The sequence below is a fragment of the Nostoc sp. ChiSLP03a genome (assembly GCF_034531215.2).
In the GTDB taxonomy this organism is placed as follows: Bacteria; Cyanobacteriota; Cyanobacteriia; order Cyanobacteriales; family Nostocaceae; genus Nostoc.
In genome coordinates this window covers 1-21,267 of the sequence record NZ_JAVRBQ020000163.1, presented here as the reverse complement: position 1 = coordinate 21,267, position 21,267 = coordinate 1, and the positions used below count along the sequence as shown (strand labels likewise).

Sequence of the window (21,267 nt, the reverse complement as noted above, 5' to 3'; positions counted from 1 at the left end):
CAATAGGTCATCAGTGATAGCATAAATTGTAATTATTTCGTTTAACATTACCCCTCCTAATTTTTCCTCTGGAGGGGATTTTATTGCTTATGCAATGCCACCTGAACACCTGCAAGCATAACTAGCAACTTGGGTTACTAGATTTTTTATATTGCGGCTACGATCCTGCTTAAGACAAGTCGGCTATGGATAGGTGTGACAGCCGTTATTCTATGATTTGCCAATGTCCTAAGTTGTCCGATCGCTGCTATATGACCCATTTGAGGTAGATAGTCAATTAAAAAAAAGCTCCTAGTAGGTCTTTAACTAGGGGCTTATATAAACTATTGCTTGGTAATTGCAGTATATGCATTTTTAATTAGCTCTCTCCTCTACTATAAGAATTAAGCTGAGTTTTTAGAGACTGCCTCTAAAGTAATGTAAAGGAAGCGAAATCAGGCGATTGAGACGATCGCCTATCCCTTTGCAAGTTCATGTCTAGTTTTTAACTTTTAATTGCTTATCCCGCGATCGCTACCAATGACTTGATGGTTGATAAAAGGCAACAATCTGCGGTAAGACCAATGCATACTTAGAAAAATCAGACTTACTAAGATTAGCAGCATAACGCCTAGAATCGTTGTATATGACTTAGTGCGCCACCAAAAGCCATTCGCACCTAGTCGCACAACCTTCCATAAGTTAGCTATATCGGCGCTTTCAGAATCGTGAATGGTGATTGGTAAAGATGCTGCTGTGTTTTCTCGTGCAATTGTCATTTTAATTACTCCTTTAGACCCAAATGCTGAGACATTAATTTTAAACTACGGTAACACGATAGATTTTATGTTATTTATATGTAATATCTCATAGCTTGATGCAATAAGCAAGTTTTAAGGGCATTGGGAATAGGGCAAAACAGTTGTGCTAACATTACTCAGCACTCTTGAGGGGCATTGGGCATTAGTATTAAAAATTAGTATTTACTAGATTGAAAACTATTCTCTAGTCTCAATCCCTACTCCTAGTCTCCAATCTCTAGTCAAAATGCCTAATCAAATTTGGTTATCACAGTTAGAAAAACACCGAGCGATCGCAGTTATCCGCGCCCCTCAAATGGAACTGGGACAACAAATGGCAATGGCTGTAGCATCTGGGGGAGTGCAGCTAATTGAGATTACCTGGAATAGCGATCGCGCTGGGGAATTAATCAGTCAACTACGTTCGGAATTACCAGCCTGTATTATTGGCACTGGTACGCTATTTAATGTGCAGCAGTTACAAAATGCGATCGCATCTGGGGCGCAATTCCTCTTTACACCCCACGTTGATTCGGCAATGATTCAAGCAGCACAAGAAAAAAATGTGCCTATCATACCAGGAGCTATGACTCCTACAGAAATTGTTACCGCTTGGAGCCAGGGTGCTAGTTGTGTAAAAGTGTTTCCCGTGCAAGCAGTGGGAGGGGCTGATTATATCAAAAGTTTGCAAGGGCCGCTGGGTGAGATCCCCTTAATTCCTACTGGCGGCGTGACTCTAGAAAATGCCAAAAAATTTTTGCAAGCTGGAGCGATCGCTGTCGGTTTGAGCGGGGAATTATTTCCCCAAAAGCTTGTCATAGAGAGAAATTGGTCAGCGATCGCAACTCAGGCAAAAAACCTAATGCAACAGTTAGGTTAACTTAGAATCAAATCATCAAAATTCGCGTCTATTAAAGTAATAGATAGGGAAATAAAGGTGAAACCCGATCAGTTTCTCAAGACCCCATGATTTGAGTGTGAGTGTATCTAAAATGAAAAAACTAATTAATCCTGACTGGGTGCGTCGTTTACAAATACTCTTCACTGGTACAGCACTGTCCGTAAGTGTTTTTACTACTACTGGAACTAGTGAAGTTTGGGCTAATTCGAAAAATCAAGTGATTGCGCAAAGAATCCAGACATTACAAAAATCGGATAAGCGCTGGATTCAAATCGATCTTTCAAAGCAACGGTTAATAGCTTGGGAAGGTGACAGAGTGGTTTATGGAAGTGCTATTTCCTCTGGCAAAAAATCCACTCCCACTCTTATTGGTACTTTTAATATTCAATCCAAGTTCAAAACTACACGGATGCGAGGAAGCGGCTACGACGTTCCCAACGTTCCTCATGCGATGTTTTACCAAGGCAACTACGGTATTCACGGGGCTTACTGGCATAAAAGGTTTGGCACTCCAGTCAGCCACGGCTGTGTGAATCTCGCACCTAAACATGCTAAATGGCTATTTGAGTGGGCATCGGTAGGAACACCAGTAGTTATCCAGAAATAGTAGGTGAAGCAGCCAAAAGGCAATTTAGGTAAAATCATAAATAACAACAAATCAAGACAATTAAGTGATTCCCAGCATAAAATCATGCTGGGAATATTCGGAGTCGTAATTACGGAAATTGAAATAAAATATAGAAAAGGGCATGAAATATTTGCCTAAAAAATAAACGGAAATCCTGACAATTACTGTGTGAAATTACAAATGCAAATATGAATTTGGGGAAAGTTTGCATTTAGACATTTAAATGACAGATTCTTTGTAATACCAATTTTTTATAAAGCTGCATAGAATTCGATCCCCCCTAGCCCCCCTTATAAAGGGAGGAACCAGAAAAACATATCAAAGTCCCCCTTAAAAAGGGGGATTTAGGGGGATCTAGATATGTGTAACTTCACATTAAATTGGTATCACGGTATAAACTACTAATAGGCAAATAGAAGCGTAAAAAAGTGACTCTAGCAGTGACAAGTACTTTAAGTAGACTAAGGAAACTTAAATAACCAAATAAGGATTGAAATTATTTAAATTACCAAAGAGCAGGCGAGCGCTAACCTCAAAGAGTCAGTGGATTTGCATTTATCAGCAGAAATATGAGAAAAAAGGGCGTGAAAAGCATAATTAACAGCAAGAAACATGATTTCAATTCTTAGGCGCGGGACAAGGGCTAGTTTACACTCTACTGTCATTGATGCCCTCAAAATACCAGCAACAAAACTTAGAAGCAATGTTGGGATTGTTCCTATAGGCACAAGGACATCCATTCCCAGAACATTCTAAAAGTAAGTCTGCCAGTGCCTTAAGCCGATTTCTCAATATTAATCATTGGTCAACCCTTAGTGTAATTCGTACTACTCGCGCTCGTATTATTGAAGAGATGTTGTCCCACTGCCCAAAAGGACGCAAACCGTTTCTACAAGCGATCGTTGACTTGACAACTTTAGAGAAATCTGGAAAATTTCCCCAATTTAAAGATTTAATCCGCGTATATAACGGAAAACGAGGCTTGCATTTAGTTGTGGTGTATTTGTTATTTCTTTTGCAAGACATTCAACGCCTGAGAGACTTGGCACTTAGTCATGGAATTGACATCCGAGTTTCCAGGTGCAAAATCTGAGGCACGCTGGATGATTTCCTCATCACAAAGATGAGTGTGTATTTTTACCATAAGGTGCATTCCAGCATTTTCTCCCACAATGGTAACAGCAGGAACATCGATAATTGCTGAAGCTGGTTTTTCTCGAAGAGAGTCATTTGCAGATTTAGAAGATTTTTTTGAATCATTAGAAGCATTAAAGGTGGCTTTTTTGCGCCTTATGGACGGGTTGTTCGTTATTCCACCTCTTGAGCATCACTAATCTCTTGAACCTGCCGTCACCCAAAGCAGGTAGTTATTAATCAAATAGTTTATTCTTTGACCTATTTACTGTAGTTTGCTTTTAGTAAAACTAAACGCTACCTAAATAACAAAGGAAAATTAATTATGATTAGATTCGAGGTTGTATGGTTTGCTCCGCTAGCTGCCGCGCTATTAAGTTTTGGATTGGGTGCAAAAAAAGTAATGGCACAGATAGAATATCCATTTTCAGCTATCTACAACTCAGAAACTACCCTTGAACCTATCGCAGCAAACATTTTTAAAATAACCAATAGAGGTGAGAGTGTTAATGCGCCATACGAGCTAACTAGACTTGTAAATATCAGCTATGGCAATCTCAACATTAATACAGGTGTAATTACAATTGATCCAGATCCAGCAACATTTGGGTTGGAAGACTTGCCCTTTGGCAGCATTACAATTTTTGTTCAAGGAGAAGATCGGCTATTTGGAACCACTAGGGGCACTGCTACCCTTGACTTTCAAAATTTTGTGGGCACGGTTTCTAATACTATAAGTATTACTGGTGGCTCAGGTACATTCGGCGGTGCGATTGGTACACTGATCTTGTCGGAGAATCTTACACTCAACCAGATCCAACTGCTCCTATAGGAGGTTTACCTCTAATCTCAGGTTCATTGCAAACAGTTCCAGAACCAAGGAATAACGCGGCGATCTTTACTATAGGCTCAATTGGAGTAGGTTTCCTATTACGCCGACATAGACTTCGAGTTATTGGGTTCAAGCGAGTTTAAATCCATTAACGATGATGCTCCGCTCCAGCGTAGGCGATTGCTTGGGTATGAAAATAAATGCGACCATAACCTTTAATAGTTTCTTTCGCAACCTACACCATCCCTAAAGGCGATCGCTGCAAGCCAACAGCGATCGCTTCCAAAGTCGAATGGCAGTAAAAAAAGCTATAAAGCTTACCATTCGTTAAGCAAGCAAAAAGAGGAATGGCAGATGGGTTTTTGGTATACTCCAGGACTTTTTAAACATCCTCTAACTGAGATTGATAGAATGAAAATAGTAGGAATTTTCACCATCTAGCCATCGAGACTCATGCCCTCTGAAATTGCTGTCGAGAAAAAAAAGTTAAAAAATCCACCTTTGGAGCTTCATTATTTAGGCGATCGCGTGCTGCGTCAAGCTGCAAAGCGGATTTCTAAAGTTGATGACGAACTTCGCCAAATAGTGCGCGAAATGCTGCAAACTATGTACAGCAAAGATGGCATTGGTTTGGCTGCACCCCAAGTGGGAATTCACAAACAACTAGTTGTCATCGACCTGGAACCAGAGAACGCAGCTAATCAGCCTTTGGTGTTGATTAACCCCACTATTAAACAAGTCAGCCGCGACCTCTCTGTTGCCCAAGAAGGCTGCTTGAGCATTCCCAACGTATATTTAGACGTAAAGCGCCCCGAAGTCGTAGAAATCGCTTATAAAGACGAGTACGGTCGTCCCCGGACATTAAAGGCTAATGACCTCTTGGGACGCTGCATTCAGCACGAGATGGATCACCTTAACGGCGTGGTATTTGTAGACCGTGTAGAAAACTCCTTGACTTTAGCCCAGGAGCTATCTAAGAATGGCTTCTCGTATCAAGCGGTGAAACCAATAGCATAGGGGGGCAATAGTGTATTTAACTCCAAAAAGCAGTTTATTTCTAGGTGGTTCTTGTGTAAGTGCGATCGCCGCCGTCGGTTCGATTTTTGAACTCGGTTACGGACAGCCAGATTTTGGTTTTACAGCCACGGCAATTATCCTGGTATTAAGCATTCCACTTACAGGATTATTTTTCTTTGCCGCAGTGAAGGACGCAAGGGCTAACATGAAATAAGCATCAGGTACATAAAAAAGGTAAGAGGATGAAGAAAAAAGGCAAAATTCATTCTTTTACCTTTTATCTTTGCTCTGGATTTTCCACAGCCCCTAAAGCTTTTAGCGTTACTAACTGCGCTGCGGTTAACCCTGTAACCCCGGTAATATTCATTGCTTCATAGGGTCGTGGCGATCGCAGTGTTCTTAAGCACTCACCCGTCGATACATCCCAAAGCTTGATTGTCTCATCTTGGCTACCACTAATCAGGGTTTGACCATCAAGACTAAAAGCAACTGACTTTACCCAATTAGCCCCCTGCAAAGTTTTCAAGCACTTGCCATTATAGACATCCCATAATTTTATCGTTTGGTCTTCACTGGCACTAGCTAAAGTCTGACCATCGGGGCTGAAGGCAACTGACCAGATTCGATTAGTATGTTCTTGCAAAGTTGTCAAGCACTTGCCCATGAAAACATCCCATAACTTCACTGTTTGGTCATCACTGCCACTAGCTAAAGTCTGACCATCTGGGCTAAAAGTAACCGATCTGATCCGATTGCTATGTCCTTCCAAAATATGGAGACATTCGCCTGTATAAATATCCCATAACCTGACTCTTTGGTTTTCACTGCCACTAGCTAAAGTTTGACCATCGGGACTAAAGGCAACCGATCTGACCCAAGTGGTATGCCCTTTCAAGGTCTGGAGACATTTGCCGGTGTAAATATCCCATAATTTCACTGTTTGGTCGTCACTGCCGCTAGCTAAAATTTGACCATTTGGACTAAAAGCAACCGACCTAATTCGATTGGTATGTTCCTGCAATTTTTTCAGGCATTGCCCCGTCTGAACATCCCATAATTTAATCGTGTGCTTTTCACTGCCGCTAGCTAAAATTTCACCATCAGGACTGAAGGCAATTGACCGTACCCAACTGTTATGCCCTTCCAAAATTTTGAGAAACTTATCGTTACGGACATCCCATAATTTCACTGTTTGCTTTTCACTGCCGCTAGCTAAAATTTGACCATCGGGGCTGAAGGCAACTGATCTTACGCGATTGCTATGTCCCTGCAAGGTTGTCAAAGACTTACCATCCTGGACATTCCATAACTTCACTGTTTGGTTTTCACTGCCACTAGCTAAAGTTTGACCATCGGGACTGAAAGCAACTGACCTGACCCGATTGGTATGCCCCTGGAAGGTTTTCAGGCATTTACCATCACGAATATCCCATAACTTTACTGTTGGGTCGTCGCCACCGCTAGCTAAAGTTTGACCATCGGGACTAAAGGCAACCGACCAGACGCGATTGGTATGTCCCTGCAAGGTTTTCAGGCATTTACCATCACGAATCTCCCATAATTTCACCGTTTGGTCGTCACTGCCAGTAGCTAAAGTTTGACCATCGGGGCTAAAAGCAACCGATCTTACCCAACTGCTATGTCCCTGCAAAATTTTCAGGCATTTACCATCAGGAACATCCCATAACTTCACTGTTTGCTTTTCACTGCAACTAGCTAAAGTTTGACCATCGGGACTGAAGGCAACTGACATAATTCGATTGGTATTTCCCTGCAAAGTTTTCAGACATTTTCCAGTGTGGACATTCCATAACTTTACTGTTTGGTCTTCACTGCCACTAGCTAAAGTTTGACCATCGGGACTAAAGGCAACCGATCTTACCCAATTACCATGTCCGTGCAAGGTTTTCAGGCATTTACCATCACGAACATTCCATAATTTCACTGTTTGATCATCACTACCACTAGCCAAAGTTTGACCATCGGGACTGAAAGCAACTGATTTTACCCAACTGCTATGTCCAATACAGGTAAACAGTAGCTTTCCATCGTCAACTTGCCACAAGTAAGTCTTGCCATCAGCATCACCCGTAGCCAAAAGTTTTCCATTCGGGCTAAATGCTACTGACGAAATACTAACTAATGTTTCGGCAAAAACGCATTTAGCTAAATCGCTATTGGCAAAATTTACCCGATGCAAATTCACACTTTGTAAATATGCTTGCCAAATGGTCAGATTTGAAAAATCATAGCCGCTAAAATCCATTTGTAATTGACAAAGAATATTTAACAGATTTCCACCTGCATATCCTGCTGTTTGAGGAATTTGTCGCAGAGACAATAAAATTTTATATAGATGATGTTCAATATTTTTAGCATATCTAAAAATAGTTGATAACCTATCTATAATTGGTTTAATAATCAGGGTAATCTGAGTGTTTCTAATATAATCTTTGGCCGTCGCTTCCATTAAAGCATGGCTGATAAATAATCTAATATTACGAGTGACAATTTCGTCACAAACCTGTTCAATCAGTTGGTCGGTGATATATTCCATAACCACAGATTGGAGAGTGAAAAGTGCTGTTCTTTGTTCAATTAGCGATCGCCGTCGTAGAGATTCTAGCGCTTCCATCACTTCCCTTTTGGTCAAGGGACGCACAATATCATTGAGCAATTCGTCGAGAGAAACTAACTCGCGCTTGATTGCTAACCAATAAATGATTTCTTTTTCAATCTCTGACAACCGCTCAAATTGCTGGTCTAGTAAATTTCGAGTGTCACCAAAAATGATCTCTCCTTCAGCGAGAAAAGCAGCGATATCACCACCAAATAACTCCCGAATTGGCTCAGAAACTAGCTTTAACGCTAAAGGATTACCTGAATACTTCTCAACTAGCTTGGTCCATTCCTGTTGTGAGCCAAATAACCCTTTATCTTGGAGAATTTCTTGCCCTTCTGTTTCTCCTAAGCCAATTAACGATAATGTTCTAACTGGTGATGCTTCTCCTTCTAAAGAAGCAAATTCTTTGGGTTTTTCACGAGATGTCAGTAACAAGCAGCTTTGATGTGGTTCTTCTCCTACCCGCCTAAGTAGTTGACCATAATCTTCGTATTCTTGTCTATATTGTCCGGCGCGATCGCCTGATTGTAAAATTGTCTCTGTGTTATCAAATACCACAAGACAACGATGCTCTCGTAAATAATTAATTAGCAGCGTTACTTTCCCATCTACGCTTTCTGGTAAATTTGTTTCCTTCTCATCAGATAAAAATCCGATTAGGTTCCCTAACATCTCTGCAACAGGTGGCGCATTGCGGAGACTCCGCCAAATCAAATACTCAAAATTTTCCTGAACTTCCTTTGCCAGTTTCACAGATAAAGCAGTTTTGCCGATTCCCCCCATTCCCAATATTGCCACTAGCTGGCATTTATCCTGAATCAGCCACTGCGTTAGCCCAGACAATTCTGCTATGCGTCCTCGAAAAAAGCAGACACTAGGCGCTTCACCCCAATCTTGACGGTTTTGGGTAATGGATTGCTCAGTCTGTGAAGATGCTTGATACTCAGATTCTATAACTTGCTGTAACTTAGTGAGCTTACCGGGGCCGCTACCAGTAACATTAAATTTCTTATAAACTTCACTTAATCTTTTGCGTACTGCTTCGGCACTGATTGCCAATTTTTTCGCGATCGCATTTGGCGATTGTCCCTCAACAGCATATAAAAACACTTCGATCTCGCTGTTAGACAAGCACCGTTTTTCGGCTAAAGCCAAAAGAACGTTTTCGGAAATGACACTCATACTCACACAAAGACAGATTACAAACCAATGTTATCTCACTATGTGAGATAACATTACTGTTAATACAGCATCTTCTCAATATTTCAGGGTAAACATTTGCTGTGGGAATGCTTTCTTAGGCTTTGTCGTTTTTCTCTGACGGGATGGGCGATCGCGCCAATGAGTTTAGTGTATTGCAAGGGACTGGGGACTGGGGATGGTGGGGCCCCCTCTGGGGATAAGGGGTAATGGGGACTGGGGATTGGGTGAAAAGCCTTTTTGTGTCTAAGTTTTATCGTCTGTTGATGTCCTAACCACCAAGACTTGTGCTATACCTCACCTAAACAGTGCTGAGTAATGAGTAATGAGTAATGAGTGCTGAGTTAGGAGTTATTCTCTCCCTGCTCCCCTGCCCCCTGCTCCCCCTGCTCCCCCTGCCCCCTGCCTTATCCTTACGCCGACCTACTTAGTTTTTGCAACTGGCTGCACGCGCAAACCCTCTGTCTCATCAACCGTAGGAGTGGCAATGAGCGATTCATTTCCTGTCAGACCTGATGTAATTTCTATTTCAGTACCATAATCTCGCCCAACGGCAACTTTTTGATAATGCACTGTGTGGTCTTTGGTTACAGTTGCTACCTGCGTACCGCCAGCATTAACGACTAAGGCACTATCTGGCACAACAAAGGGAGGATTGGCGCGGTTAATGGCAAATCTGACATTGGCATACATCCCAGGTCGCAGCGTCGCGTCTGAATTGTGTACTTCTAATTGTGTCAGCAAAGTACGAGTAGTTGGATCTATAGCGTTGCTAGTACGCACTACTTTACCCGTAAACACTCGTTGGGGTAACTCTTTGACTGTAATTTGTGCTGTTTGTCCAGTTTGAAGTGACTGTGATAAACTTTGGGGAACACTCACATTTACCTTTAGATTGTCATAAGCAGCAATCGTATAAAGGCTGCTATTGCTAGTGTTAGTGTTGCTGGTACTGCTACTGGTGTTGCCATTACCTGCTGAAATTAAAACACCTGTATTGACATTACGTGCAGTAATCACTCCGGCAAAAGGAGCAGTGACTTTCTTATAAGACTGCAATACAGTATTACGCTGGAAGTTTGCTTGACTTGCGTAGGCGTTAGCTTGTGCTGCTTTGATGTTGGCAGAGTCAGAATTAACAGTGTTTTGTGCAGCCTCAACGCTCGCAAGGTTAGCTTGATATGTAGCATATTTTGTATCTGCATCTTGTTGAGGTACTGCACCTTCCTTGACAAGAACTTGCCAGCGCTGCCAGCTCTGACGTGCGATCAATAAATTAGCGCGGGCTTGCTTCAAATCAGAAATGCTTTTAGCTAAATTAGCACGAGTTTGAGATACATTGGCTTGTGCTTGCACTACCTCTGCCTTCGCTTGCAGAACTTGCTGATCGGTGTCTGGTGAATCAATTTCTGCCAACAACTGACCGGCTTGGACGCGATCGCCAATATCTGCATACCACCGCCGTAAATACCCAGTACTGCGAGCGTAGATGGTCGTTTGATTCTGGGCTACAACACTACCAGGTAATTCCAATTTGGTAGCACCAGTAGCGCGACGGGGAACGATCACGTTGACTGAAGGTACTGTGCTTGCTTCCTTGACTGCTGCTTGTAACTCTGACTTTTGGCTTAATCGGGGTAGAATGCCTATCGCCAGTAAGCTACCAAAAAAAACAGCACCAATTACAGCCCAACCAATTCCACTGATGCCGCGCCTGTGTTTTCTAGAAGTCTTTTGTTGTTCAGAATCAGGAGATGGACGATGCTGAGAATCCATAGGTAAACTGTCCTGTATTATCTTAATTTGCAGAAATTTAGCAGCTAGAGTCATTACCATTATTAGACTTCTTGCAGAAGTACCATTCAGGTAAGGGGTAAAGGGGAAAGCAGCTTAGAAAAAACCTTTTTCCTTTAACCTTTTCCCTTTCCCCTACGGTGTATACACAAGTTTTTGACCTGCACCTTAATTGCATTGGCTTGCACCTTTATTGCATCGACTTGCACCTTAATTGCATTGGCTTGCACCTTTGTTGCATCGACTTGCACCTTTGTTGCATTGACCTGCGCCTTTGTTGCATCGACCTGCACCTTTGTTGCATTGACCTGCAAAAATTAATCTTCCCTACGTTACGTAGTAACTTTAACGTGAGTTCGACAGACCTCTCCCTTCCAGCCTCCCTCTCCTAAAAGGCGTTCGCGAAGCGTCTCCGTAAGGAGAGGGAGGATGTAATGAGATTAGAGGGTTTTTGCTCCCCTCTCCTCGTAGGAGAGGGGCTGGGGGAGAGGTCAAAATAGCACTCGTCGAACTCACGTTAACTTTAAAAGATTTATGTGTACACCGTAGCTCATGTCTATGACTTGCCTTGAGATGATGACAACGAATATGCTGTCCGTGAATCGGAGAAATTTAAATCGTCATCATCCTCATCGATAGGACGAGGTGGTTGACGCCGCATAATGCTGTATACAACAGGTACAAAGATCAGTGTCGCGACTGTTGCAGCTGACAAACCGCCAATTACAGCGCGACCCAAGGGTGCATTCTGTTCGCCACCTTCACCAAGACCAAGAGACATTGGCACCATCCCGATCAGCATGGCTAAGGCAGTCATCAACACCGGACGCAACCTTGTATAACCTGCTGCTAGAGCTGCTTTATAAGCATTTTCTCCTTCTACACGTTGCTCATTTGCAAAAGTAATCATCAGAATACTGTTTGATGTCGCTACACCTATACTCATAATTGCACCCATTAACGAAGGGACGCTCAGGGTGGTACGGGTGACAAACAACATCCAAACGATCCCTGCTAAAGCACTTGGCAGCGCCATCATAATAATCAGGGGATCGAGCCAAGATTGAAAGTTCACTACCATTAAGCAGTAAACCAACACAATTGCAAACACAAGTCCTAAACCAAGTCCCAAAAACGAAGAGTTCATCGTTTGCACTTGCCCCCGGACATTAATCTGACTTCCCTTCGGCAATTTTTTCTGATAATCAGCGATGATTCGATTTACATCATTGGCAACTCCCCCCAGGTCGCGACCAGAGGCGTTAGCGTAGATATCGAAAACTGGCTGAATGTTGTAGTGATTTACAACTTGCATCACTGTGTCGCGTTTAACACTAGCCAAATTACCTAAAAGTTGGGGTGCAGTTTGACTGTTGCCAACTGGCGTATTTTTCAGGCTGTCAATAGAGTCAAGTTTATATTGAGGAACTTGTACAGCCAGGGTGTAACTCACGCCTTTTTTGGGATCGAGCCATTGATTGATTGCAGCTTGACCGCTTGAACTTAAGGAAGTGAGGACGCTATTGGCAACATCACGCTGGGTCATACCCAATTGTTGAGCTTCGGTGCGATCGACATCAAGACGTAATTTGGGAGCATCGACAACTTGCTGGAGATGTACATCTACAGCCCCAGGAATGCGCGTCATTCGCGCGGCGATTTGTTGGGCAATTTCAAAGTTGGCTTTTGAGTTTTTCAGAGGGCCAGATATTTGCACATCAACAGCAGCAGGCAAACCAAAATTGAGAATTTGAGTCACAATATCAGCCGGCTCAAAAAAGAAAGTGTAGCTGGGAAATGTCGCTTTCAATTTCTGGCGGAGTTCCTTGACGTAAGAAAAAGTTTCACCAGATTCTTTTAGGGAGACAAGAATATCAGCATCAGCCTGTCCAATTGTCGCGCCGTTGTAGCCATAAGTAAGGTTAATGCCACTGGTGGGTAAGCCGATGTTATCCAGAATCAGAGCGAGATTATCCTTCGGTACAGTTTGGCGGATAACGCCTTCAACTTGGCTAACAATTTTTTCTGTCTCTTCCAAACGAGTACCAGGTAAGGCTCGAACATGAAGGCTAAACTGACCGCCATCGACTTCCGGGAAAAAATCTTGACCGACGAACGGCAACAAAACTCCGGCACTGACGATAAAAGCACCAAACAACACAAAAACTATGCGGCGGTGATTTAATGCTGAGGCTAGGACGTTGTAGTACCAACTGCGAAGTTTCTCAAATTGCTGGTTAAATTTTTCGTGTAGTCGCCATATCCAATCTTTCTTCACAGATTTGGCAGTTGTCGTTGCTGCTTCTTCTGTTTGCTGGTTATCGCTATGACCATTATTGTTTTGGGCTGGCGAATGGATGTGGCGATCGCGATTATCGTGGATTTCGACTAGCGAATGGCTGTGGCGATCGCCGCGACCATTATTGTTTTGAACTGGCGAATCTATATAATGGCTGTCGTTACCATTATTGTTTTGAACTGGTGAATTTTGATGATGGTTGTCGCTATGACCATTATGCTCCTCGTTTTCTCTATGCCAGTCCGCTTCGGATGGTAAAAGATAGCTTGCCATTGTCGGTACTACAGTCCGAGATAGCACATAAGAAGCAAGCATCCCAAATACTACCGCCATTGCTAGGGGGACAAATAGGTACTTTGCTACTCCACTGAGAAACACGACCGGCACAAAGACAATACAAATACATAATGTTGCTACAAGTGCTGGAGTAGCGATTTGCTGTGCCCCATCTAAAATTGCTCGCTTGATGGGTTTACCTTGTCCGAGATTTCGGTGGATATTTTCAATTTCGACTGTGGCATCATCTACCAGAATCCCAACAGCTAAGGACAAACCACCTAAAGTCATGATGTTGAAAGTTTGTCCCAAACGACTCATCACAATAATTGAAACTAGCATCGACAAAGGAATCGATACGGCTACAATTATCGTGCTGCGCCAACTTCCCAGGAAAATCAAAATCATCAGCGCAGTGAGACAGGCTGCAATCAATCCTTCTTTAAGAACGCCTTCGATAGAAGCTTTCACAAATATAGATTGATCGAACAAAAATGATAAATTCAGTTCTGGGGGTAAGGTGGATTGGATACGAGGCAAAGTTTTTTTGACTCGCTCGATCACATCAATGGTTGAGGCATTGCCACTCTTCAGGATACTAAGTAAGCTCGATCGCCTGCCATTCTGACGCACAATGTTCGATTGCACACCAAAGCCATCTCTTACCTGCGCGACATCACGAATGGAAATGACAGTACCATTAACTTGCTTAATTGGCAAGTCATTAAGGGCTGCCACCACATCTGGACTATTGTTGATTTGTACGGCGAAGTCGCGATCGCCTATTTTCATATCCCCTGCTGGCAAAACCAGGTTTTGGGCACTGACAGCATTAGTCACATCTTGGGCAGAAACGCCATTAGCCAACATCGCTTGGGGATCGATGTCAACCATGATTTGCCGAGGTTTACCACCATAGGGCAGAGGTACACTCGCTCCTTGCACTGTGGCTAATTGGGTGCGGACGAAGTTGGTAGCATAGTCGAAGAGTGCTTCTTCTGGTAAGGTTTTGCTACTGACACTCATCTGGATAATCGGCACCGAAGAAGCGTTGTATTGAATGATGAATGGCGGTGTAATTCCAGGTGGCAAAGGACGGAGAATTGTTTGGCTGACAGAGGTAATTTGAGCGACTGCGGAGGCGATATTAGCGTTGGGTTGGAAAAAAACCTTGACGACGCTAACACCACTTAAAGATTGAGACTCAATATGTTCGATGTCACCAACAGTTGTTGTCATAGCGCGTTCGCTAATAGTGACGATTCGCTGTGCCATTTCCTCAGATGTCGTACCAGTGTAAGTCCAAACTACGCTGACAACCGGAATGTTAATTGCGGGAAAAATGTCAACTGGTGTACTAAATATCGTCACTACACCCAGGATCACAATCATCAAAGCGGCGATCGCGAACGTATACGGAAGACGTAAAGCAATTTTGACGATCCACATAGTTAGTTAGGATACTTCAAAAGTTTTTAGTGTTATGGCTGTTTTACTCATCACTCATCACTCAGCACTCTTGATTGAGGTTGGCGTTTGAGCTAATTGCAGTTGTTCTATTTGGAGTTGTTCAACTAGCCACTCAATCTCCGATTTGATGACTTCAACTGCCCGTTTTTGCACTTTCGCTTGATATAAATCATCAGTAACTTCCAGTGCTTTTTTCTCTGCAAGGCGTAACTGACATAACATCAATCGATGTTCGATTAACTGGATTCTTTCTTCGGGTAATAAATGGCTAAAGAAAAAAAATTTGATAAAGAATCGCGATCGCGCATTTACCCAGCTTTCATGAGGATATGACAACATCTCTTTATACCAAGTGTTTTTGCCGAGGGGTGTAATCTCATATACCTTTCCACACTGCCCACTTTCTTCTGCTTGTTCTGCACATAAAATCACTTCACCTTGTTCTTCCATGCGCTTCAGCAAAGGATAAATCGCGCCATAGTTGACACAAATACTGCAACTCATAAACATCTCTAGTTGCTGTTTGAGCCGATAACCGTTTAATGGTTCTCGCTGTAATAAACCTAATACCGCCAACTTCAGCATTTTGATATATCAATCTGATATGTCGATCAACAATATCAAATTGAGCTTTTTTAGCCAAGTACCCAAGGTTCAATTGTCAGCATTCTCTGTGATCCCGTAAAGACCAAGCCGCATAAGTTACCTGTGAGCTAGTTACGAGCGAGTGAGATACCCACCTCACAATAGGTATGTAAAAGGGACTGGGGGAGATGAGGAAGCAGGGGAAAAGGTTAAAGGTTAAAGGGAAAAGGAATAAATTTAATCTTTACCCCTTTTCCCCTTACCCTTTTCCCCTTTCCCAATGCCCAATCCCCAGCTGTTTAAATAATTTTCTCTACAGTTTACCTCGATCTCAGTAACTTAGTTACTTGACTTAAGAAACTAAGTTACTTTATAGTTAGTAGTAGAAACCGCGGTAACTTAGTAAGGTTAAGGGTGAATTAAAAAGAACTTAGTGAATAAGACATAAAGGCAAAGACTGGAACTGTAAATTCTGAAACAGGCAATTTGTATACAAGTTACTTGTAAGAATTTCGAGGGTTCAATGTGCGTAGTACGCTTTCTATGCAATTACGCGCATTGAACGCCTAATTTTTGATATCCAGATTGCCCTGAAAATTCATCAAAGAGCTTAATTTTTCATAATCTGCAAATATCAAGACCACCTTTATTGGTATTCCCACTCTACTCAGGAGTAGGACTTTTGTGTACCTCGACTTGGTGGGAGCAAAGCTGTGGAGAATTCGCTGTTTCTTTAGTGTGGTCGGGGGAGCGCAAACTGCTACCTAGATTCAACTTTCAAAACAGGAAAAAAACTATGAAACCCAGTCTCAAAGATAACGATAATCTGTTGTTCAGGTGGTTTTGTTTAGGACTGAAATATTTTCTGCTGGGACTGCTGGGGCTAGGAATAGCCTTTGTTGTGTCTCACAGTTTTGGGGCAAATGCGATAGTTGGGATGCTTTTATCTGCAAGTCTACGGTCATGGGTTGCCAAGATAGCGATTTTCCTAGTCTGTCTATTTGCGATCGCCATGATATTCGAGTCTTGGGGTTAAGGCTCATACTGACCATAAATAGCCTTTAGCTGAGTGAAGGTCAGCCAAAGGCTTCGTAACTTTTCACTTGGAGATCGTATCATGTCTAACAACAACAACGGCTCTGGAGTAGAAACATTTTCGCCACTTTTAGTCATCTTAGTGGCAGGGTCAATTTCTTTGGCGATCGTTAACAAAGCTAATCACCCAGCATATTTTGACATCGTTAAAATAGCTATAGCCTACAGTTTTGGCTCAATCAAGTCCCAAGGAAAAAGTAAACATTCCGGCGATCGCGAGGATGAGGTAGATCGAGACGAGTTGAAATAGCAGATGTAAAGGCAGTAAAAAATATCTGTTTTTTACAGATAGTCTGCCAAAGGTGAGTTGCAGATTATAATTTACTTCTAAAATAGAAGAATGCTGTCAACTCCCACTCAACTATTGCGACTGTCTCAAGGACAACTTAACTTACTAGAAGCTTGTCCGCGTAAATTTCAACATACCTATCTCGAAAAACTTAATTCTCCCTCAAATCCAGAACAAGAAGAACGGCTAACTTTGGGTAGTCGTTTTCACTTGCTAATGCAGCAGCGAGAAATGGGTTTGCCAATTGATAGTTTCCTGGAAGCAGATGCTCAACTGCAAAGCTGGATGCTAGGTTTTGCCGATGCAGCGCCAGAAATTTTAACGGCTGCATCTGATAATCAAACTTTCCGTGAAAGCGAACACTACCGGACTCTGCAAGTTCAGGATTATTTGCTCACAGTTATCTATGATTTATTGATTGCAGATAACCAACAAGCGCAAATTCTCGACTGGAAAACTTATCCTAAACCACCCAACAAACGCAAGTTAGAATCAAACTGGCAAACACGGCTTTATATGTATGTCTTGGCAGAAACTAGCGACTATTTGCCAGAAAAGATTTCTATGACTTATTGGTTTGTCCAATCTGAGGGCAAACCGCAAAATATTAAATTTAATTACAATACTGCTCAACACGCACAAACAAAAAAGAAACTTAATCAACTATTAAGTCAGTTAACTCATTGGTTGGAAAATTATCAAAATAACCAGCAGTTTCCCCAAGTAGTGGAGGGTAGCAAAAACTGCGATTATTGTCAGTTTGCCAAACGGTGTGATCGCATCCAATCTACTGAAGAAGCAGTGAAAGACTCTTTGCCAAATTTTGACAGTATTCAAGAAGTCTTACTTTGATTTGATCCGCATACTGGCTTATGTCATTTGTCTCGATCGTTTCTTTCCAGAAAGAATCTAAAGGTTCGCCTTCATCAGGATATTTCAGGTATGAAAAATTATTTTCGATAAAGGTAATCAAATCGTTGCTTTGGTTAATAACAAGTGCATTGACTAAGATATCAGCCAATTCTTGAAGAAACGTATCGTAATCAAAGACAAATGCTTTATGCTCCATTGACATTTTTTAAAATTCCTTGTCGCCAAAATTTAACATAGTGCTGTTAGCTGACAAAATAAATCTTCTTAAATAGTTGAGAACCCTAAAATTCCGCAATCATTTATGAAAATAAATCACAAATTCTAAATTTATGTCAAATTTTGATGAAACTGAAGCAATTTATGTACGCGAATTAGGAATTGATGACATTGCTCCTGTTTATCACTTGGGAGAAGGGTTATTTACCAGCGATTTATATCCTTATTTATACCGCACCTGGGATGAATGGGAAGTGATTGGACTTTATAACACCGATCCAGAATACTGTCTTGTAGCTGAAACAGATGGGGAACTTGCAGGATTCGTTTTGGGAACTATCATCACCAAAGCATCCTGGACTTATGGATATATTTTATGGTTGGGAGTTAGTCCGAAGTATCAGCGTCGGGGAGTTGCAGACAAGTTGGTTGATAAAGTCGTCGCTCGGATGATTGAAGATGGGGCAAGGTTTATGCTGGTAGACACTGACCCCACCAATACTTCAGCATTAAAGTTTTTTAACCGCAAAGGTTTTGGTAATATCCGCCAGCATATTTTCTTGTCGATGAATTTAAGCAAGCATGAATATTATGGCAGATTGATTGATTACGAACACCAAAAAGCTGAAAGAGCAGGTTATAGGCGCTCGCGTCCAGCAATTCGTGCCCGTAAGCCTGATAGTGTTGCTAATGAAGTCGTCCTCAATCCTCTAGTGAGTGAACCTCAAATAACTGAGGATCAATCTCCAACCTAACAAAAGTGAGGAGTAACACTTTCAAAGTGGGTAAAATTTTTGGAGGATCATTTCTCTTTTCTCCGTGTTCTCTGCGCCTCTGTGGTTCAGTAAATTACTTTTAAACCGCAGAAGCACAGAGAACGCAGAGAGAAAACCATGATGGCGATTGTTAATTTGAATTTAGAGCAAAGTGGCGTGACTTATGTGTATAGAATTTGGGCGAGAAATCTGCGGCAATCTTGACATTGCAGAATCGCGGGAGTGGTTAGTTACTAATGGTATTGGTGGTTACGCCTCTGGGACTGTGGCTGGTTTATTGACTCGCCGCTATCACGGACTATTGGTAGCAGCATTGAAACCACCTTTGGGTCGCACTTTAATGCTGACAAAACTAGATGAAACTGTATTGTATGGCGATCGCTCTTATTCTTTAGACACCAATCGTTGGGCAGATGGTATTGTCAGTCCGCACGGTTATCAACATATTGAACGTTTTTCTCTGGAAGGTACAATTCCTGTATGGCGTTTTGCTATTGCCGATGCCTTATTAGAAAAACGGGTGTGGATGCAACAAGGCGCTAATACAACTTATGTCCAGTATACTTTGCGTCGTGCCACTCAACCGCTAAAGTTGAGGCTCAAAGCAATAGTCAACTACCGCGATTATCACAGCGATACTCAAAGCAATGGTTGGCAGATGTCTGTTGAGGAGGTGGAACAGGGGATTTGTGTAACTGCTTATCCGGGTGCTGTACCACTATATCTACTGAGTGATTCACCTAAAGGCGATGCCTACGGCGGCAAGCTACGCAGCATTTCACGTGTTAGTACATCTGTTGTTCATAATTGGTATCATGGCTTTGACTTGGCAGTTGAACGCTATCGCGGATTGAGAGATCGAGAAGACCACCTCCACGCCGCCACTTTTGAAGTTACACTGAATCCTGGGGAAGCGATGGCATTTGTAGCCAGCACAGAAAAACAACCAAATCTCAATGGTGAAGCGGCACTAAAGTTACGTCGCGCTCAAGAACAGAAGTTAACAGGATTTTGGAAAACTAATCGACCCCTCAAAACTAAGGAATCACCTGACTGGATCGACCAGCTAGTATTAGCTGCTGACCAGTTTATTGTCGATCGCTCATTGCCAGAAGACCCCTACGGCAAAACCATCATCGCTGGTTATCACTGGTTTAGCGACTGGGGACGCGACACCATGATTAGTCTACCTGGTTTGACAATTTCCACTGGTCGTCCAGAGGTAGCACGCTCAATTCTTCGCACCTTTGCCAGATACGTAGACCAGGGAATGTTACCTAATCGTTTTCCCGATGCGGGTGAGCAACCAGAATATAATACAGTCGATGCCACACTCTGGTACTTTGAAGCAGTCCGCGTTTACTACAGCGCTACGGACGATGATACTTTGCTTGGTGAACTTTTTCCCATACTTGCAGACATCATTGATTGGCACTGTCGCGGTACACGCTACAACATCCATCTCGATGCCGCCGATGGCTTACTTTATGCAGGCGTTGCAGGCGTACAACTGACCTGGATGGATGCCAAAGTTGACGATTGGGTAGTTACGCCCCGAATTGGCAAACCGATTGAAGTTAATGCCCTCTGGTATAATGCTTTACGGACAATGGCAAAGTTTGCCCGTCAGCTTGGTAAACCACACCAAGAATATGAAGCAATGGCAGAGCGGGCAAAGTATAGATTTTCTCGCTTCTGGAATGAAGAGACAGGTTATTGCTATGACGTTTTAGACAGTCCTGATGGTGATGATGGGTTGTTACGTCCTAATCAAATATTTGCTGTTTCATTACCAGAAAGTCCGCTCACACCTTCCCAGCAAAGGGGTGTGGTGGAAGCTTGTGGGCGATCGCTGCTGACTTCTCATGGGTTGCGATCGCGTAGCGTGTCCGAAGGACTCTCGCTTTCCCCCGATCGTTCACAATATCAGGGTAAATACGGTGGCAATCAGTATCAACGTGATGGAGCTTACCACCAGGGGACAGTTTGGGGTTGGTTGTTGGGGCCATTCGTCTTAGCACACCTGCGCGTCTACAAAAATCCCGAACAGGCTCGTCAATTTTTAGAACCAATGGCTAATCACCTCACTGCACACGGTGTTGGCAGTCTCAGCGAAATTTTTGATGGTGATGCCCCGATGACTCCACGAGGATGTATTGCTCAAGCGTGGACAGTGGCAGAGATTTTGCGTGCTTGGTTGGCGACAACAAGTTGATAGGCCAAACCGTGGTATATCCGCAAAGTAGATTTTGTCAAGAATTTTTAAGAAATTCACATCCTTCAGAAAAGCAAAGACGTAATGCTGAAGTAATCCTCAAAAGTTTATAGACACGCTCTAGTGTTATACCAAATTAATATGAAGCTGCATAGAATAGAGCTTCCAAGATAAAGTTATAAGAAGAGACAGAAATTACCTGCTCAAATGTGAGTTGGTCGAAGATTTCTTGGATGCGCTCGCGTAAAGCTTGTAAAGAAGAGAA

General features: G+C 42.6%; 17 protein-coding genes and 1 pseudogene. 12 read left to right on the top strand and 6 right to left on the bottom strand.

Translation table 11 applies throughout. The annotated features are described in order from the left end of the window. Positions 1–491 precede the first annotated feature (491 nt). Positions 492–758 (bottom strand): hypothetical protein, encoded by a 267-nt coding sequence (locus RMY32_RS27780; RefSeq protein WP_322711738.1) that lies wholly within the window; start codon positions 756–758, stop codon positions 492–494. Between the two features lie 268 nt (positions 759–1,026). On the opposite strand from RMY32_RS27780, the gene RMY32_RS27775 reads away from it, so the two are divergent. From RMY32_RS27775 to RMY32_RS27745, 7 genes and pseudogenes are all read left to right on the top strand, one after another. Beyond that, positions 1,027–1,659, top strand: a complete 633-nt coding sequence (locus RMY32_RS27775; RefSeq protein WP_322711737.1) for a bifunctional 4-hydroxy-2-oxoglutarate aldolase/2-dehydro-3-deoxy-phosphogluconate aldolase — start codon at positions 1,027–1,029, stop codon at positions 1,657–1,659. A 112-nt stretch (positions 1,660–1,771) separates the two neighbouring features. Then, positions 1,772–2,287 carry a L,D-transpeptidase gene (locus RMY32_RS27770; RefSeq protein ID WP_322711736.1) on the top strand — a complete coding sequence of 172 codons (516 nt, stop codon included), beginning with the start codon at positions 1,772–1,774 and terminating at the stop codon, positions 2,285–2,287. 646 nt (positions 2,288–2,933) lie between these two features. Further along, positions 2,934–3,317, top strand: a pseudogene (locus tag RMY32_RS27765) (IS701 family transposase); the annotation flags it as partial. Between the two features lie 163 nt (positions 3,318–3,480). Further along, a complete protein-coding gene (locus tag RMY32_RS27760; protein ID WP_322711734.1) occupies positions 3,481–3,642 on the top strand; it encodes a hypothetical protein in 162 nt (53 codons plus the stop codon). Between the two features lie 125 nt (positions 3,643–3,767). Next, a complete protein-coding gene (locus tag RMY32_RS27755; RefSeq protein ID WP_322711733.1) occupies positions 3,768–4,274 on the top strand; it encodes a hypothetical protein in 507 nt (168 codons plus the stop codon). A 453-nt stretch (positions 4,275–4,727) separates the two neighbouring features. Next, entirely contained in the window at positions 4,728–5,291 is a 564-nt protein-coding gene (gene def, locus RMY32_RS27750) for a peptide deformylase (RefSeq protein WP_322668450.1), read from the top strand. Positions 5,292–5,301: 10 nt separating this feature from the next. Beyond that, positions 5,302–5,505: a hypothetical protein gene (locus tag RMY32_RS27745; RefSeq protein ID WP_094351396.1), complete on the top strand. Its 204-nt coding sequence runs from the start codon at positions 5,302–5,304 to the stop codon at positions 5,503–5,505. A gap of 63 nt (positions 5,506–5,568) precedes the next feature. Here RMY32_RS27745 and RMY32_RS27740 read toward each other — a convergent pair whose 3' ends face one another. The 5 genes from RMY32_RS27740 to RMY32_RS27720 all read right to left on the bottom strand — a co-directional run bounded on the left by RMY32_RS27740 (position 5,569) and on the right by RMY32_RS27720 (position 15,538). After that, positions 5,569–9,096, bottom strand: a complete 3,528-nt coding sequence (locus RMY32_RS27740; RefSeq protein ID WP_322711732.1) for an NB-ARC domain-containing protein — start codon at positions 9,094–9,096, stop codon at positions 5,569–5,571. A 441-nt stretch (positions 9,097–9,537) separates the two neighbouring features. Then, positions 9,538–10,890: an efflux RND transporter periplasmic adaptor subunit gene (locus tag RMY32_RS27735; protein WP_322711731.1), complete on the bottom strand. Its 1,353-nt coding sequence runs from the start codon at positions 10,888–10,890 to the stop codon at positions 9,538–9,540. A 134-nt stretch (positions 10,891–11,024) separates the two neighbouring features. Beyond that, a complete protein-coding gene (locus RMY32_RS27730) occupies positions 11,025–11,222 on the bottom strand; it encodes a hypothetical protein (RefSeq protein ID WP_322711730.1) in 198 nt (65 codons plus the stop codon). 242 nt (positions 11,223–11,464) lie between these two features. Further along, the gene (locus tag RMY32_RS27725; RefSeq protein ID WP_322711729.1) at positions 11,465–14,932 is read right to left on the bottom strand and encodes an efflux RND transporter permease subunit; all 3,468 of its coding nucleotides are present in this window, start codon (positions 14,930–14,932) and stop codon (positions 11,465–11,467) included. A gap of 57 nt (positions 14,933–14,989) precedes the next feature. Next, the gene (locus tag RMY32_RS27720) at positions 14,990–15,538 is read right to left on the bottom strand and encodes a PadR family transcriptional regulator (protein WP_322711728.1); all 549 of its coding nucleotides are present in this window, start codon (positions 15,536–15,538) and stop codon (positions 14,990–14,992) included. A 796-nt stretch (positions 15,539–16,334) separates the two neighbouring features. On the opposite strand from RMY32_RS27720, the gene RMY32_RS27715 reads away from it, so the two are divergent. The 5 genes from RMY32_RS27715 to RMY32_RS27695 all read left to right on the top strand — a co-directional run bounded on the left by RMY32_RS27715 (position 16,335) and on the right by RMY32_RS27695 (position 21,002). Continuing rightward, positions 16,335–16,574, top strand: coding sequence for a hypothetical protein (locus RMY32_RS27715; RefSeq protein ID WP_322711727.1), 240 nt, complete (start codon positions 16,335–16,337; stop codon positions 16,572–16,574). Positions 16,575–16,655: 81 nt separating this feature from the next. Further along, positions 16,656–16,883 (top strand): hypothetical protein, encoded by a 228-nt coding sequence (locus tag RMY32_RS27710; protein WP_322711726.1) that lies wholly within the window; start codon positions 16,656–16,658, stop codon positions 16,881–16,883. Between the two features lie 90 nt (positions 16,884–16,973). Further along, a complete protein-coding gene (locus RMY32_RS27705; protein WP_322711725.1) occupies positions 16,974–17,774 on the top strand; it encodes a PD-(D/E)XK nuclease family protein in 801 nt (266 codons plus the stop codon). A 350-nt stretch (positions 17,775–18,124) separates the two neighbouring features. After that, a complete protein-coding gene (locus RMY32_RS27700) occupies positions 18,125–18,766 on the top strand; it encodes a GNAT family N-acetyltransferase (protein WP_322711724.1) in 642 nt (213 codons plus the stop codon). A 184-nt stretch (positions 18,767–18,950) separates the two neighbouring features. Next, the gene (locus tag RMY32_RS27695) at positions 18,951–21,002 is read left to right on the top strand and encodes an amylo-alpha-1,6-glucosidase (protein ID WP_322711723.1); all 2,052 of its coding nucleotides are present in this window, start codon (positions 18,951–18,953) and stop codon (positions 21,000–21,002) included. Positions 21,003–21,267: the final 265 nt, after the last annotated feature.

Excerpts from the sequence above, each read along its gene's own strand:
- RMY32_RS27735 (WP_322711731.1), bottom strand. The coding sequence starts at position 10,890 with ATGGATTCTCAGCATCGTCCATCTCCTGATTCTGAACAACAAAAGACT.
- RMY32_RS27705 (WP_322711725.1), top strand. The coding sequence starts at position 16,974 with ATGCTGTCAACTCCCACTCAACTATTGCGACTGTCTCAAGGACAACTT.
- RMY32_RS27775 (WP_322711737.1), top strand. The coding sequence starts at position 1,027 with ATGCCTAATCAAATTTGGTTATCACAGTTAGAAAAACACCGAGCGATC.
- RMY32_RS27710 (WP_322711726.1), top strand. The coding sequence starts at position 16,656 with ATGTCTAACAACAACAACGGCTCTGGAGTAGAAACATTTTCGCCACTT.
- RMY32_RS27695 (WP_322711723.1), top strand. The coding sequence starts at position 18,951 with ATGTGTATAGAATTTGGGCGAGAAATCTGCGGCAATCTTGACATTGCA.
- RMY32_RS27725 (WP_322711729.1), bottom strand. The coding sequence starts at position 14,932 with ATGTGGATCGTCAAAATTGCTTTACGTCTTCCGTATACGTTCGCGATC.
- RMY32_RS27770 (WP_322711736.1), top strand. The coding sequence starts at position 1,772 with ATGAAAAAACTAATTAATCCTGACTGGGTGCGTCGTTTACAAATACTC.
- RMY32_RS27755 (WP_322711733.1), top strand. The coding sequence starts at position 3,768 with ATGATTAGATTCGAGGTTGTATGGTTTGCTCCGCTAGCTGCCGCGCTA.
- RMY32_RS27700 (WP_322711724.1), top strand. The coding sequence starts at position 18,125 with ATGTCAAATTTTGATGAAACTGAAGCAATTTATGTACGCGAATTAGGA.
- RMY32_RS27760 (WP_322711734.1), top strand. The coding sequence starts at position 3,481 with ATGGTAACAGCAGGAACATCGATAATTGCTGAAGCTGGTTTTTCTCGA.
- RMY32_RS27720 (WP_322711728.1), bottom strand. The coding sequence starts at position 15,538 with ATGCTGAAGTTGGCGGTATTAGGTTTATTACAGCGAGAACCATTAAAC.
- def (WP_322668450.1), top strand. The coding sequence starts at position 4,728 with ATGCCCTCTGAAATTGCTGTCGAGAAAAAAAAGTTAAAAAATCCACCT.
- RMY32_RS27715 (WP_322711727.1), top strand. The coding sequence starts at position 16,335 with ATGAAACCCAGTCTCAAAGATAACGATAATCTGTTGTTCAGGTGGTTT.
- RMY32_RS27780 (WP_322711738.1), bottom strand. The coding sequence starts at position 758 with ATGACAATTGCACGAGAAAACACAGCAGCATCTTTACCAATCACCATT.
- RMY32_RS27740 (WP_322711732.1), bottom strand. The coding sequence starts at position 9,096 with ATGAGTGTCATTTCCGAAAACGTTCTTTTGGCTTTAGCCGAAAAACGG.